We start from the raw sequence: 13,480 nt of genomic DNA, 5'->3' as shown, positions 1-13,480 counted from the left end.
CACTCGAGCCACAAGCGTGCGCATCACCTTAGCTATTCTGCTGGCCACTTTGCTGGCGGGCTGCGGTTTTCATCTGGCCGGTAGTCGACCGCTGCCTGAGCCATTGAAGACCACGTATATCGACGTGATTGCGCCGTACCGCGTTTCGGAGCCGCCGCTAGAAGTGTCACTGCGTACGCTCATTCAGCGTCGCGGTGGGCTCGTGAAGAGCAGCCCCGAGGGCGCGCGTTCGATCATCAAACTGTCCAACCTCAAAGAGTCACGCTTGGTGTTGTCGATTGGCGTTGACGGCAAGGTGCTTGAGTTCCAGTTGGTGACAAGCGTGACTTACCAAGTGAACGTCGGCGATAAGGTGCTGATGCCACCCGACACGCTGAGCCTGTCGCGCAGCTACAGTTTTAACGCGCAGCAAGTGTTGGCTAAAGACGCTGAAGAAGCGCGTCTGCGCCAGTTCATTCAAAACGAGTTGGCAGAACTGTTGTTGCTGCGAATGGAAGCGGTGTTGGGCCGCAGTGTCGCTGAGACTTCTACTACGGCTATCCCAACTGTCGAGCCAGCAGGCTCACTGGATGCAGTAGTTCGGCCTTAATTCCTTCGCGCCGCAGCCCTGCGGCGAGATGCATTGAGCATCCGATGTTGCTGCTGATAATGATGTCGGGCACTAATACGCGTGTCATCACCAGTTTTTCTGCCAAGAGTTGATCGGCCATTTCTGGCTGAGTGATGAAGTAACTTCCGGCTGCGCCACAGCAACGGTCTTTGCTATCGAGTGCAACAATTTCTACGCCGGGAATTTTCTCAAGCAATGCGCGAACGGCATCGCCGCCTTTCATCACATTTTTCAAAGTGCAGGGCGTATGAATCGCCACGCGCATCTTCAAGGGCTTGAGTGCTAAATCATTCGGCCACTTGCTGAGTAAAAACGTACTCAGATCCTGCACTCGCTGTGAGAAAGCCGCGCCAGATGCGCCAAGTATTTCCGGATATTCCATCAACGTTGCGCCACAGCCGCTGGCACTGCTGAGAATGGTGGTATTGCTCCCAAATGCCTGCACATTGTTTTGTGCGAGTTTGGCAGCTTCTGCGGGATAACCGGTGTGTTGATGCAGCGCACCGCAACAACCCTGGCGAGCAGGAATATCAACGCTGATGCCGAGCTTCGACAGCACATGCAATGCGTCTTGCAACGTTTGTCGATCAGCAAGTTCGCCGGTGCAGCCGGTAAAAAGTGAAACGGATGTCAGAGCTTTTCTGGCGTTGTTTTGCAGTGGTCGTGGAAGACTAATGCGCGGCAGCAATGAGTCGAGACGGGCGATACGCCCGCGGCCGAGTAAATGCGTGTGTCGCAATACGCTTTGCATTCCGCTGCGCTGATAAAGCCACAAAAATGTCGCTGCAAATTTTCGTGCAGATGCTTTCGTCAGCCAAAAGCTAATCAGGCGGATTGCAGTATTCTGGCGAGGACTTTTCTGATGCAGCAAAGCGCGACCCGAGTCGATCAAGCGGCCGTAAGGAACTTTGGCCGGACACACCGTTTCGCAGGCGCGGCAAGACAGGCAACCATCGAGATGCGCGTTCAATCCATTACTCGGTTGAATCAAACCGTTCGCGAGTCCCTGCATCAAAGCGATGCGGCCGCGTGGTGAATCAGCCTCGTTCTGCGTTTGCTCATACGTTGGGCAATGCGGCAAACACAGCCCGCACTTCACGCAAAGGTCAGCATCCGCGTAAGGAAATTCGGACGCGATAGCTATAGAGGAGAGCGAAGACATGCCGCCTATAATATCTGTGTAGGTGAGTAGTTGTTTGTCTCATTTTATTTGCAGGAGAAATCATGCTGAAGTTTAAAGCGCTAGCGCTGATCGCTTGCCTTGTCGCGCCGGGTGTTGTGCTTGCTGCGCCGAATGGTTGGTCTGGCGATGCAGGTCTGGGTTATATCGCGAGCAATGGCAATACAAAATCCAGTACAGCTAACGCCAAGTTGTCGCTGATCTACACGCAGGACGCGTGGCAAAACACCTTTCTGGCTTCGGCCATGGGCAGCTCAAGCGACGGTGAATCCACCGGCGAGCAATACGGCGCTTCAGACAAGTTGGCTTACAACTTCACGCCCAACGATTACGTACTGGCCAGTGTTGAGTGGGCTAAAGATTTGGAAGGCCCAATTGGACAACGCATAGTGGAATCACTGGGCTATGGCCGTCATGTATTAACTGGGCCTGTGCATGTTCTGGATTTGGAAGCAGGCGTTGGTGCTCGTCAGGAGACAGTCAACGTCACCAATGAACGCAATAAGGACATCATCGGTCGCTTTGCGGGCAAGTACAGCTGGAAGATTTCTGAGACCAGCACCTTCAGCGAAGTGCTTAAGGTTGAAACCGGCGATGACAATACCTTCACCGAGTCCATTACGGAATTAAAGGTGAATGTGGTCGGCAATGTCTTCGCCAGTGCGTCCTACACCTTGCGTAACAACACAACGGTGCCAGCAGGCACGAGCAAAACTGACACCATCACTGCGCTTAACCTTTCTTACGCCTTCGGCGCGAAGTAAAGTGCGCGCTGGATGTCTTTCATAGAACGCCGATGAGCTATTACCAACACCACGTATTTTTCTGTTGTAACCAGCGCGCCCCAGGCGAGCGCACTTGTTGTAATGACAAGGGCGCAACGCGTGTGCGTGATTACGCCAAGAAAAAGATCAAGTCGTTGGGTCTGGCTGCGCCAGGGAAAGTCCGCATCAATATGGCGGGCTGCCTTGAGCGTTGCGAAGAAGGCCCGGTGCTCGTCGTGTACCCGCAGGAAATTTGGTACACATACGTTGATGAAGAAGACATCGACGAAATTATTAGCGAACACATTCAGAACGGCCGCATCGTTGATCGCTTGAGGCTGAAATGATTCACGACGTTCTGAAAATGGGCGATCCACGCTTGTTGCGCGTAGCGGAACCGGTAGCGAAATTCGATACGCCAGAGGTGCACGCGCTGATCGCTGACATGTTCGAAACCATGCACGCGCTCAACGGTGCCGGCCTCGCAGCGCCGCAAATTGGCGTGAATCTGCGCTTGGTGATTTTTGGTTTTTCCAGCAGCCCACGTTATCCCGATGCGGATGCAGTGCCAGAGACGGTGCTGATTAATCCCATCATCACGTTTATCGGTGATGAGCAGGAAGATGGTTGGGAAGGCTGCTTGTCAGTGCCGGGTCTGCGCGGTGTTGTGCCGCGATATCGCAGCTTGCGATATCAGGGCTTTGATCAATACGGCAAAGTGATTGATCGCACCGCCAGCGATTTTCATGCGCGCGTGGTGCAACATGAGTGCGACCATCTGGATGGCGTGCTGTATCCAATGCGGGTGAGGGACTTTAAGCAGTTTGGGTACACCGACGTGTTGTTTCCGGGCATGCCGGACAACGACGACTGATTGTTTTAATTTATACAAAAATAAAGAAATTAAACAATCCGTAGGGTGGGTAGAGCGCAGCGAAACCCACCATGGCTCAATCCCAACGGTGGGTTTCGCTGTGCTCTACCCACCCTACGCAAAGCCATATTTTTAAAGAATCGGCGAATTGATGTGCAGCGGGTCTTCGCGATGCTTTTTAGCGCCCGCTGGCGTTTGCAGTGGCGGCTCTTGTTCCAGCTCAGGTTGCTGGCCACGACCCGGCGCGACATTCGTGATCCAACTCAGCATGTCGTAATACGTACGCACATTGCCGACATAGGCCACCGTTTCATACCCACGTGCATAACCGTGTTTGGTTTGCATATACCAACGCTCCTGCGTCAGTAGCGGCAGCGAGTTACGCACGTCGAGCCAATGATTGGGATTGCCACCGAGCGAGCGCGTGAGACTACGCGCATCAAACACATGGCCGATGCCGATGTTGTAAGCGGCGAGGCCCATCCATGTGCGATCAGGCTCTTTGATTTCGGGTGGCAACTGTTCAAGCAATTGGCGGAAATAACGTGCGCCGCCAAAAATGCTCTGCACCGGATCTTCGCGATCTCTGACGTTGAGAAAATCCGCGGTATCCAGCGTCAGCATCATCAAGCCTTTAACGCCTGTCGGGCTCACGGCGTCTTCATCCCAATGCGATTCCTGATAACCCATGGCCGCTAAAAGGCGCCAATCGAGTTGATGCTTTTCCGCGGCGTCTTCAAACGCTTTGCGGTAACGCGTGAGTCGGGTTTGCACCATGGAGGCCAGCGTGACGGCGCCCATGTAATTCACCTGTTCGATGTGGCCAAAATAACGGTCGCGCAAACGTGGCAGGTCCACACCGCGAAACACTTCCAGATAAGCATTGGCCGCATCAAACAAACTGTTGTCGCCACTTTTTTGGAAAGCCCAAGCCAGATCCTGTGATTTGGAGGCAGCAAAGGCGACACGCAGTCGCGGGTAATAGCGCTGATTGATCGAGATAATGTCGGAGTTGGCGATGGTGTAGCCCAACTGATTATTCGCCACCTGATACAGCAACTCTTCGGTTTCCTGATCGTCCGTTTCTTCCCATTTCAGGTCGGGGTATTTTTTCTTGGCTTCACTTAAGAGTTCGGCACCAATGCTGCCGCGCTGAACGCGGATGGTCCCCTCCAAGTCGTCCAAATTATCTGGCCGGGTTTCGCCCATGCGATAAACCAACTGCGGCACCACGCGCAGCATGGCTGGCGAGAAGCGCATGGTTTTCTCGCGCTCAGGGGTGATGGCCAAGCCGGCGGCGGCAAAATGCACGCGGCCTTCACGGGCCATTTGGATGGCCTCGGCGGGGCTGCTGGCGACCACCACTTCCAAGCCGGCATTCAGGCTTTCGGCAAAACCCTTGGCCAATTCATATTCAAAACCCAAGGGGCCAGCCGCGCCGATGTAGTAAGTGGTGGGGCTGTTGACGGTGGAAATGCGCAGAACGCCGGTTGCCTTGATTTGCTGTAATTGGTCGGTGCGCGGCGAGCAAGTGGACAGTAAAAGGAATAACAACAGCGAAATCACGCCAAAAACCGCCAATCGGCGGTGATTTTTGACAGAAAGAGTAGGCGTGGCCGCCGTGTTCATTTAGAATCCGCGCTCCTCACGGGTCTGGCCGGAAACGTAACACACTGGCAAGCATCAGAAAGAGGGCAGGGTGCCAGCAAATGAAATTTGGCCTGTTAAATTCTGGCGCGGTAAAAACGGAGAGGTGGCAGAGTGGTTGAATGTACCTGACTCGAAATCAGGCGTAGGTGCAAACCTACCGGGGGTTCGAATCCCTCCCTCTCCGCCACTTTAAAGCGTTCGCATAGAACTACCGCCACTTCAGGAAGTCGAACGGGTCCCCGATGACTGCCGCAAATCACGCTCCCGCCGCTATGTCCCGCACCTCACTTTCCGCAACGGTCATTTTGCTGTGCTGGTTAGCCATCGGCGCGCTTTGGTTCAGTTCGCTCTCTTTCCGCGATCTCGCCGGCACTGATGAAGGGCGCTACGCCGAAATTGCACGCGAGATGGCGCAGAGCGGCGACTTCGTAACGCCACGTCTCAACGACCTCAAATATTTTGAAAAGCCGGCGCTGCAGTACTGGGCTTCGGCGGCTTTGTTCCAAGCGTTTGGTGAATCCGAATTTGTGGCCCGCCTCTGGCCCGGAATTTGTGGTTTTCTCGCCGCGCTATTGGTTTGGTACACCGGACGCCGCCTCTGGGGCGCGACGGCAGGGCTTTATGCGGGCTTTACGACAGTCAGCATGCTCTGGGTGATGGGGCTTAGCCACGTCGTAACTGTCGACATGGGCGTGAGCTTCTTTTTGACCGCCGTGCTCTGCGGATTCTTGATTGCACAAGATGACAAAACGCAGGCAACGTCACGTAGAAAATGGATGTTCTTTGTGTGGGCCGCAATGGCCGGCGCGATGCTTAGCAAGGGACTTATCGGCATTGTGATTCCCGGCGCTGCGCTGGTGTTCTACAGCCTGATTTATCGCGATTGGATAACCTGGCCGCGCATGGAGCCCTTGTGGGGCCCGCTGCTATTCCTTGCATTAGCTGCGCCTTGGTTCGTCATCGTGTCGATGCGCAACCCAGAGTTCGCAAAGTTCTTCTTCATTCATGAACACTTCGGCCGCTTTGCCACCGATCAAGCGCGTCGCACGGGTGCTTGGTATTACTTTGTGCCCTTGCTGTTGGCTGGCTTATTTCCGTGGACAACTTTGTTGCCTTCGCTGACGCGTTACGCGGCCAAGCGTGAGAGCAGCAGCTTTCAGCCCAACGGTGTGTTGTTGGTCTGGTGCTCATTTATTTTTCTGTTCTTTAGCGTCTCCAGTTCCAAGTTGCCTGCGTATCTATTGCCGATGTTCCCAGCACTCGGTTTGTTGCTAGGCCGTTATCTCGAAGCAGCGCAGCCGAATGTGTTGCGCAAACATGCAATGGCTTTGGCGGGCGCGGTGTCGGTCATATTGATTGCCGGTGTTACTTACCTCCTGTTCTTTGCCAAGGGCAGTGTGAGAACGCCGGTTGAATATCACTACCAAGCTTCATACTGGGTGATTGCTGGTGCACTGGGCATGATCGTGTGTGCAGCACTCGCGGCGCGTTCCGCATCGCAGAGTCGCAAAGATTGGTCGGTGATGCAGATTAGTTTGGGCGGCGTGTTTTTGTGCGCGGTGTTGATGGACGGCTATCAGGTGTTGTCGCCGTTGGTTTCAGCCAAAAATGCCGCTGCAGCGATGACGCCTTATCTCAAAGCAGACACTGAAGTGTTCTCAGTGGAACGCTATGACCAGACGTTGCCGTTTTATATCAAGCGCACTGTGACCTTGGTGAATTACGTTGACGAGTTCAATCTTGGTCAGGAAGCTGAACCGCACAAATGGATTCCAACGAACGAGGCTTTTGCCCTGCGTTGGAATGCTGCACCGAATGCGCTGGCCATTACCAATGTAAAAACGCATCAAAAATTGCAGGAATCCGGATTGCCAATGACGGTGATCTATACCGATCCTCGTCGCGTCGTGTTCAAAAAACCATGAAAGCTCTCGAATTTGGACTGATTGTTTTTGGCGTGATGCTCAACGCTGCCGCGCAGCTGTTGCTCAAAGCGGGCACGCGCACCATCGGTCAATTTGAATTTAGCGCAGCCAATGTCTGGCCAATCGGCTGGTCGATGGCGACCAATCCACACATCGTTGGTGGTTTGTCTTGCTACGTGGTGAGCGTGATTGTTTGGATCATGGCGCTTTCGCGCGTTGAAGTGAGCATCGCGTATCCAATGCTGTCACTCGGCTACATCGTCAATGCCATCTTCGCTTGGTGGTTATTTGGTGAAGCGATCACAGTGACGCGCGTTGTCGGCATGGGCATCATCATCATCGGCGTTTATCTCGTGGCGAAACCGACCTGATGGATTTTCTGCCCTTCACACGCCCGTCGATAGACGAAGAAACCATCGCCGCTGTCGGCGATGTTTTGCGTTCGGGCTGGATCACCAGCGGCCCCAAAGTTAAAGAACTCGAAGCAACGCTGTCTGCTCGCTACGGCGGTCGTCCTGTGCGCGTGCTTAATTCCGCGACAGCAGCTTTGGAAATTGCACTACGTTTGTGCAAGATCGGGCCCGGCGATGAAGTCATCACCACACCGATGTCTTGGGTTGCCACCGCGAATGTCATTCTTACTGTTGGCGCTAAGCCAGTGTTTGTGGATGCCGATCCGGTCACGCGCAATATTGATTTGAACAAGCTTGAAGCCGCAATCACGCCTAAGACCAAAGCGATTATCCCGGTGGATCTCGCAGGTTTGCCGGTTGATCGTGATCGCCTCTATGAGATTGCACGTCGTCACAATTTGCGTGTGGTTGAAGATGCCGCGCAAGCGATGGGCTCAAACTGGAAAGGTCGTGAAATTGGCGTAGATGGCGATCTGATTTCTTTCAGCTTCCACGCTAATAAAAACATCACCACCACAGAAGGTGGTTGCCTCGTGATGAATACCGAGGAAGAAGCGCGCTTGTTTGAGAAGCTGCGCTTGCAGGGTGTTACACGCTTTGCTGATGGCGGTATGGACGTTGATGTACTTGGTGGCAAATCCAACCTGACCGATGTTGCAGCGGTGATTGGTATTCATCAGTTGCGCAAACTGGATGGCTTCAACCAACAGCGCCGCGAACTTGCACGCGAATATTTCCGCTGCTTTGATCGCAGCTTGGGATGTGATCTGCCAGTTGAAGATTACGAGCAGAGCAACTGGCATATGTTTCAGCCGCTCATTCCATTTGAAAAATTCAAGATCAGCCGCGCACAGTTCATCGAACAGATGAAAGCGCAGGGCGTGGGCGTCGGCGTGCACTATCCGGCGATGCATCTGTTCACACTGTTCCGTGAACTCGGATTTAAAGAAGGTGACTTCCCGGTGGCCGAACGCATTGGCCGCGATACAGTGACCCTGCCTTTGTTTGCCGCAATGACGGCGGCTGATGTGCGTAAAGTTTGCGATGCTGTTACTAACGTTTTACGGGCTGCCCAATGACCCAGACTCCTAATCTCAGCGTTGTCATTCCCGTTTATAACGAGGAAGCGGTGCTGGACGCCTTGTTCGCACGTCTGTATCCGGCACTCGACGCGCTGAATGTTTCTTACGAAGTTATTTTCATCAACGACGGTTCGCGTGATCGCTCCGCTGGCATGCTCAGTGCGCAGTTCGAGAAGCGTCCAGACGTGACGCGCGTGATTCTGTTTAATGGCAACTTCGGCCAGCACCGCGCGATTCTTGCGGGCTTTGAGCATTCACGTGGCGAACGCATCGTCACGATTGATGCCGACTTGCAGAATCCGCCGGAAGAAATCGGCAAGCTGCTCGAAAAAATGGACGAGGGTTACGACTATGTCGGCTCGATCCGCGAGAAGCGTAACGATTCGATCTGGCGTCATGTCGCTTCGCGCATCGTCAACCAAGTGCGCGACAAGATCACCAACATTCGCATCACGGATCATGGCTGCATGATGCGCGCTTACAGCAAGCGCATCGTTCACACGATCAATCAATGCCAGGAAATGAACACCTTCATTCCTGCCTTGGCCTACTCGTATTCGCAGCGTCCGGTTGAAGTGATCGTAAAACACGAAGAGCGCTTTGCCGGTGAATCAAAGTATTCGCTGTACAAGTTGATGCGCCTCAACTTCGATTTGATGACTGGCTTCTCGCTGGTTCCGCTGCAAGTGTTTTCGATGCTCGGCATGGCGATTTCGTTCTTATCGGCACTGCTGGTGGTCTACCTGATGGTGCGCCGCTTGATCTTGGGTGCTGAAGCAGAGGGGGTGTTCACCTTGTTTGGCATCGCCTTCTTCTTGATCGGCATTGCCTTGTTCGGCATCGGCATTCTTGGTGAATACATCGGCCGTATTTATCAGGAAGTCCGTCAGCGTCCGCGCTATCTGATCTCTGAAGTGCTGGAACAAAAATAATGACCAGTGCTGTCGTCTTTGCTTATCACAACGTTGGCGTGCGCTGCTTGTCAGTGCTGCTGGCGCAGGGCATTGACGTCAAGTTAGTGGTCACGCATGAAGATGCGGCTGGCGAGAACATCTGGTTCTCCAGCGTCAAATCACTCGCGCAAGAGCGCGGCATTCCCGTGGTTACGCCTGTTGATCCACATGACGCGGCGACGATGGCTTTGCTCAAAGCAGCATCGCCAGACTTTCTGTTTTCGTTTTACTACCGCAGCATGCTCAAGCCCGCCATTTTGGAAATCCCGCGCCGCGGTGGTTTCAATATGCATGGCTCCTTGCTGCCTAAGTATCGTGGTCGCGTGCCGATCAATTGGGCCGTGATACACGGCGAAACCGAAGCCGGCGCCACGCTGCACGAGATGGTTGAGAAGCCGGATGCTGGTCGCATCGTTGATCAGATGGCCGTGCCGATCCTGCCGAATGACACCGCTGAAGAAGTCTTCAGCAAGGTATTAGTTGCTGCTGAGATTACCTTGCAGCGTGCATTGCCTTCACTGGTGGATGGCAGCGCGAAATTGCAGCCGATGGATCTCAAGCAGGGTTCATATTTCGGCGGACGCAAAGCAGAAGATGGCCGTATTGACTGGACGCAATCTGCAGCCGCAATTCATAACCTCGTACGCGCGGTGACTCATCCGTATCCGGGTGCATTCAGCGATCTGCGTGATGGTCGTTTGGTGATCTGGCGTACGCTGGCTGTAGAGCAGCGCTCCAGCGGCGATCCCGCCATATTTTGTAAGAACGATCAGTTGTTCCTGCGTTGTGCCGATGGCGCGACGCTGCGTTTGTTATCAGCAGAGTTAGACGGCGTTGCATTAACCGCCGGTGTCTTCCGCTCTCGTTTTGGCAATACAGAATTCGCACTTTTAGCTTGATTCAGAGACTCACATGAAAAAAATTCTCATCCTCGGCGTCAATGGCTTCATCGGACATCACCTGTCCAAGCGCATCCTTGAGACGACCGACTGGCATGTCTACGGCATGGACATGAGCACGGATCGCATTACGGATCTTCTCGGCAAGCCGAACTTCCATTTCTTTGAAGGTGACATCACCATCAATAAAGAATGGATCGAATATCACGTGCGCAAATGCGATGTGGTGTTGCCGTTGGTCGCGATTGCGACACCTGCGACTTACGTTCAGCAGCCACTTCGCGTATTTGAACTCGACTTTGAAGCGAACCTGCCGATCGTTCGCCACTGCGTGAAGTACAAGAAGCGCATCCTGTTCCCGTCGACCTCTGAGGTTTACGGTATGTGCGCAGATGAAGAGTTTGATCCCGAAGCCTCCAGCATGGTCTACGGCCCGATCAACAAGCCACGTTGGATTTACGCCTGCTCCAAGCAGCTGATGGATCGCGTGATCCATGGCTACGGCATGAGCGAAGGCCTCGACTACACGCTGTTCCGTCCGTTCAACTGGATCGGCGCCGGTCTCGACAATATCAACACCGCCAAAGAAGGCAGCTCGCGTGTCATCACGCAGTTCCTTGGCCACATCGTCCGTGGCGAGCCAATCAAGTTGGTCGACGGCGGTAGCCAGAAACGCGCCTTCACTTACATCGGTGACGGCATCGACGCGATGATGAAAATCATCGAGAACAAAGACGACAAGGCACGTCATCAGATTTACAACATCGGCAACCCCGTCAACAATTTCTCAGTGCGTGAACTCGCCGAGATGATGTTGAAGCTGGCTGCTGAGTATCCGGAATATCGCGATACCGCAGCTAAAGTGAAGTTGATCGAAACGACTTCTGGCGAGTACTACGGCAAGGGTTATCAGGACGTGCAGAACCGTGTTCCGAAAATCGAAAACACGATGAAGGATTTGAACTGGAAACCACAGACGTCAATGGCTGATGCACTTCGCCAGATCTTCGACGCTTATCGTGGTCAGGTTGCTGAGGCGCGTGGACTCGTTGACTGAGAAACGCGCTGTGCCGCAACTAGCTTTAAAGATTGACGTCGACACATACCGCGGCACGCGTGAAGGCGTGCCGCCGTTGGTTGATCTACTGAGAAAACACCAAGCGGGCGCCACGTTTTTGTGGAGCCTCGGCCCTGATCACACTGGCCGTGCGATCAAGCGTGTTTTCCGTCCTGGGTTCTTGCAGAAAGTTTCACGCACATCGGTTGTCGAGCATTACGGCATTCAAACGCTGCTCTATGGCACTTTGTTGCCCGGTCCAGACATCGCACGCAAATGCGCCGAGCTGATGCGCAGTGTTCGCGATGCGGGCTTTGAAGTCGGCATCCACACCTACGATCACGTGCGCTGGCAGGATGGCGTTGCGGGTGCTGATGCAACGTGGACACGTGCTGAGATGAACAAGGCAGTCGAAGCGTTCAAGTCTGTGTTTGGCTCGACGCCGAAGACGCATGGTGCGGCAGGATGGCAGATGAATAACGCTGCGTACTTGCACGAACATGATCTGGGTTTGTGCTACGCCTCTGATGGTCGCGGCACCCATCCGTTTATTCCCGTGGTGAATGGTGAGCGCGTTGAAGTGCCGCAATTGCCATCTACATTGCCAACGCTTGATGAACTCATCGGTGTCGATGGCCTGACGCAAGACAATGTGCACGAACACATTCTTGAGCTGACAGCGAATCCGCCGCCGCACGGGCATGTCTACACACTGCACTCAGAACTGGAAGGCATGAAGTGGATGCCAACGTTTGATCGTTTGTTGGCTGGCTGGCGTGCTCAGGGTTATGACTTGGTTTCGACTGAAACGATGTTCAAATCGCTAGATGTCGCTACGCTGCCCGCACACGAAGTAAAAATGGATAGCATCCCCGGCCGCTCCGGCATTCTCGCCGTACAAGGTCGCTGCGTTGAAGCGCCAGTGAGTATCAGCGCATGAGCGCCAAGCAACGTCTTTATCGCATTCAGTTCAACAACCAAGGGCAGGTCTATGAGATCTACGCCCGTAGCGTCAGTCACGGCAGCATGATGGGTTTTATTGAAGTGGAGAAACTCGTGTTCGGCGAAAAATCGTCGGTCGTGATTGATCCATCTGAAGAGAAACTCAAAACAGAATTTGCTGACGTTGAGCGCTTCTATGTGCCGCTTCATTCGGTGATCCGCATCGACGAAGTGAATAGCAAACAAGTCACGCCGCGCATTCATGCTGCTGGCGGCGAGAGCGGCAAGGTCACGCCGTTTCCAACGTATGGCAGCTTCGAGCCGAAGAAATGAAGCTGCGATTTGCATCGTTGGGTAGTGGTAGTCGCGGCAATGGCACGCTCGTTGAATACGGCAGCACACGCATCCTGATCGACTGCGGGTTTTTTCTGCGCGAAGCTGAAACACGTTTGCGCCGCTTTGGCGTTGAACCAGAAACCCTGTCAGGGATTTTGGTGACACACGAGCATCACGATCACATTGGCGGTGTGTCGCGTTTGTCTCGCAAATTCAAGATTCCGGTATGGATGACCAACGGCACGCATGCGGGTTGGGATGATCCCCACGTGCCCGTACTCACACGATTCAATCCGAACGAGCCGTTTACCGTTGGCGAGATTGAAGTGCAGCCGTTCTCTGTGCCTCACGATGCGCGCGAGCCGTCGCATTTCGTCTTCATCGCGGGCGGTAGTCGATTGGGTATGGTGTCTGATGCGGGCTCGGTGACGCCATTCATGCGCGAATGTTTATCGGGCTGTGATGCGCTGATGCTGGAGTTCAACTACGACGTTGAAATGCTGCGCAATGGTCCGTATACCGCCAAGCTGCAGAAGCGTGTGGGTGGTGAATTCGGACATTTGTCGAATATGCAGGCGGCTGAATTGCTGACGCAGATTGATCGTTCGAAACTTCAGCATCTTGTGCTGACGCATCTGTCTGAGAAGAACAACACGCCGGGGCTTGCGCTGTCTGCGGCTGCGCAGGCAATTGATGATGCGCCGTCATGGTTGGTTTGTGCGCATCAGGCGCGTGGGTTGGAGTGGCGAGAGATTTTGTAGGGTGCGCAGTGCGCACGCATTCCTGTTTAAATAT

Annotated in this window: 15 protein-coding genes and 1 tRNA gene; 14 read left to right on the top strand and 2 right to left on the bottom strand. The window is 53.9% G+C overall.

Annotated features, from left to right (window positions below; genetic code table 11):
* Positions 1 to 16 precede the first annotated feature (16 nt).
* Positions 17 to 589, top strand: a complete 573-nt coding sequence (locus tag CJD38_RS14295) for an LPS-assembly lipoprotein LptE (protein ID WP_170107374.1) — start codon at positions 17 to 19, stop codon at positions 587 to 589.
* Here the strand turns inward: CJD38_RS14295 and CJD38_RS14290 are convergent.
* Positions 537 to 1,772, bottom strand: a complete 1,236-nt coding sequence (locus tag CJD38_RS14290) for a (Fe-S)-binding protein (protein ID WP_107941031.1) — start codon at positions 1,770 to 1,772, stop codon at positions 537 to 539. The two genes, CJD38_RS14295 and CJD38_RS14290, sit on opposite strands and share 53 nt — an antisense overlap.
* 62 nt (positions 1,773 to 1,834) lie before the next feature.
* Between CJD38_RS14290 and CJD38_RS14285 the strand changes: the two genes are divergently transcribed.
* From CJD38_RS14285 to def, 3 genes are read left to right on the top strand one after another with little or no spacing between them, the layout of a single operon-like run.
* On the top strand, positions 1,835 to 2,554 hold the full coding sequence (locus CJD38_RS14285; RefSeq protein WP_107941030.1) for a DUF481 domain-containing protein: 720 nt from the start codon (positions 1,835 to 1,837) through the stop codon (positions 2,552 to 2,554).
* A gap of 32 nt (positions 2,555 to 2,586) precedes the next feature.
* Positions 2,587 to 2,901 carry a (2Fe-2S) ferredoxin domain-containing protein gene (locus tag CJD38_RS14280; protein WP_107941029.1) on the top strand — a complete coding sequence of 105 codons (315 nt, stop codon included), beginning with the start codon at positions 2,587 to 2,589 and terminating at the stop codon, positions 2,899 to 2,901.
* Positions 2,898 to 3,428 carry a peptide deformylase gene (gene def, locus CJD38_RS14275; RefSeq protein WP_107941028.1) on the top strand — a complete coding sequence of 177 codons (531 nt, stop codon included), beginning with the start codon at positions 2,898 to 2,900 and terminating at the stop codon, positions 3,426 to 3,428. The genes CJD38_RS14280 and def overlap by 4 nt, the downstream gene beginning before the upstream one ends.
* 132 nt (positions 3,429 to 3,560) lie before the next feature.
* Here def and mltF read toward each other — a convergent pair whose 3' ends face one another.
* Positions 3,561 to 5,057 (bottom strand): membrane-bound lytic murein transglycosylase MltF, encoded by a 1,497-nt coding sequence (gene mltF, locus CJD38_RS14270; protein WP_107941027.1) that lies wholly within the window; start codon positions 5,055 to 5,057, stop codon positions 3,561 to 3,563.
* 118 nt (positions 5,058 to 5,175) lie between these two features.
* Here mltF and CJD38_RS14265 point away from each other — a divergent pair.
* The 10 genes from CJD38_RS14265 (at position 5,176) to CJD38_RS14220 (ending at position 13,446) form a co-directional block, all read left to right on the top strand.
* Positions 5,176 to 5,265 (top strand) — tRNA-Ser (locus CJD38_RS14265).
* An 85-nt stretch (positions 5,266 to 5,350) separates the two neighbouring features.
* Positions 5,351 to 7,003, top strand: coding sequence for a glycosyltransferase family 39 protein (locus CJD38_RS14260; RefSeq protein ID WP_161554251.1), 1,653 nt, complete (start codon positions 5,351 to 5,353; stop codon positions 7,001 to 7,003).
* Positions 7,000 to 7,374, top strand: coding sequence for an EamA family transporter (locus tag CJD38_RS14255; protein WP_107941025.1), 375 nt, complete (start codon positions 7,000 to 7,002; stop codon positions 7,372 to 7,374). Before CJD38_RS14260 ends, CJD38_RS14255 begins: the two co-directional genes overlap by 4 nt.
* Entirely contained in the window at positions 7,374 to 8,495 is a 1,122-nt protein-coding gene (locus tag CJD38_RS14250; RefSeq protein ID WP_107941024.1) for a DegT/DnrJ/EryC1/StrS family aminotransferase, read from the top strand. The genes CJD38_RS14255 and CJD38_RS14250 overlap by 1 nt, the downstream gene beginning before the upstream one ends.
* Positions 8,492 to 9,430, top strand: a complete 939-nt coding sequence (locus CJD38_RS14245; protein WP_107941023.1) for a glycosyltransferase — start codon at positions 8,492 to 8,494, stop codon at positions 9,428 to 9,430. The genes CJD38_RS14250 and CJD38_RS14245 overlap by 4 nt, the downstream gene beginning before the upstream one ends.
* Positions 9,430 to 10,350: a formyltransferase gene (locus tag CJD38_RS14240; protein ID WP_107941022.1), complete on the top strand. Its 921-nt coding sequence runs from the start codon at positions 9,430 to 9,432 to the stop codon at positions 10,348 to 10,350. Before CJD38_RS14245 ends, CJD38_RS14240 begins: the two co-directional genes overlap by 1 nt.
* Before the next feature lie 13 nt (positions 10,351 to 10,363).
* The gene (locus CJD38_RS14235) at positions 10,364 to 11,407 is read left to right on the top strand and encodes a bifunctional UDP-4-keto-pentose/UDP-xylose synthase (RefSeq protein WP_107941021.1); all 1,044 of its coding nucleotides are present in this window, start codon (positions 10,364 to 10,366) and stop codon (positions 11,405 to 11,407) included.
* Positions 11,408 to 11,417: 10 nt separating this feature from the next.
* Positions 11,418 to 12,347 (top strand): polysaccharide deacetylase family protein, encoded by a 930-nt coding sequence (locus CJD38_RS14230; protein ID WP_107941153.1) that lies wholly within the window; start codon positions 11,418 to 11,420, stop codon positions 12,345 to 12,347.
* Positions 12,344 to 12,682, top strand: coding sequence for a DUF1820 family protein (locus CJD38_RS14225; RefSeq protein ID WP_107941020.1), 339 nt, complete (start codon positions 12,344 to 12,346; stop codon positions 12,680 to 12,682). The genes CJD38_RS14230 and CJD38_RS14225 overlap by 4 nt, the downstream gene beginning before the upstream one ends.
* A complete protein-coding gene (locus CJD38_RS14220; RefSeq protein ID WP_206363010.1) occupies positions 12,679 to 13,446 on the top strand; it encodes an MBL fold metallo-hydrolase in 768 nt (255 codons plus the stop codon). Before CJD38_RS14225 ends, CJD38_RS14220 begins: the two co-directional genes overlap by 4 nt.
* The last annotated feature ends 34 nt before the right edge of the window (positions 13,447 to 13,480 follow it).

This window comes from Stenotrophobium rhamnosiphilum, from assembly GCF_003052265.1.
GTDB classification, from domain to species: Bacteria; Pseudomonadota; Gammaproteobacteria; order Nevskiales; family Nevskiaceae; genus Stenotrophobium; species Stenotrophobium rhamnosiphilum.
Note: the sequence above shows the minus strand (reverse complement) of the source record. Positions and strands in the feature narration are given on the sequence as shown.

Excerpts from the sequence above, each read along its gene's own strand:
- def (WP_107941028.1), top strand. The coding sequence starts at position 2,898 with ATGATTCACGACGTTCTGAAAATGGGCGATCCACGCTTGTTGCGCGTA.
- CJD38_RS14290 (WP_107941031.1), bottom strand. The coding sequence starts at position 1,772 with ATGTCTTCGCTCTCCTCTATAGCTATCGCGTCCGAATTTCCTTACGCG.
- CJD38_RS14250 (WP_107941024.1), top strand. The coding sequence starts at position 7,374 with ATGGATTTTCTGCCCTTCACACGCCCGTCGATAGACGAAGAAACCATC.
- CJD38_RS14285 (WP_107941030.1), top strand. The coding sequence starts at position 1,835 with ATGCTGAAGTTTAAAGCGCTAGCGCTGATCGCTTGCCTTGTCGCGCCG.
- CJD38_RS14260 (WP_161554251.1), top strand. The coding sequence starts at position 5,351 with ATGTCCCGCACCTCACTTTCCGCAACGGTCATTTTGCTGTGCTGGTTA.
- CJD38_RS14240 (WP_107941022.1), top strand. The coding sequence starts at position 9,430 with ATGACCAGTGCTGTCGTCTTTGCTTATCACAACGTTGGCGTGCGCTGC.
- mltF (WP_107941027.1), bottom strand. The coding sequence starts at position 5,057 with ATGAACACGGCGGCCACGCCTACTCTTTCTGTCAAAAATCACCGCCGA.
- CJD38_RS14255 (WP_107941025.1), top strand. The coding sequence starts at position 7,000 with ATGAAAGCTCTCGAATTTGGACTGATTGTTTTTGGCGTGATGCTCAAC.
- CJD38_RS14225 (WP_107941020.1), top strand. The coding sequence starts at position 12,344 with ATGAGCGCCAAGCAACGTCTTTATCGCATTCAGTTCAACAACCAAGGG.
- CJD38_RS14245 (WP_107941023.1), top strand. The coding sequence starts at position 8,492 with ATGACCCAGACTCCTAATCTCAGCGTTGTCATTCCCGTTTATAACGAG.
- CJD38_RS14220 (WP_206363010.1), top strand. The coding sequence starts at position 12,679 with ATGAAGCTGCGATTTGCATCGTTGGGTAGTGGTAGTCGCGGCAATGGC.
- CJD38_RS14235 (WP_107941021.1), top strand. The coding sequence starts at position 10,364 with ATGAAAAAAATTCTCATCCTCGGCGTCAATGGCTTCATCGGACATCAC.
- CJD38_RS14280 (WP_107941029.1), top strand. The coding sequence starts at position 2,587 with ATGAGCTATTACCAACACCACGTATTTTTCTGTTGTAACCAGCGCGCC.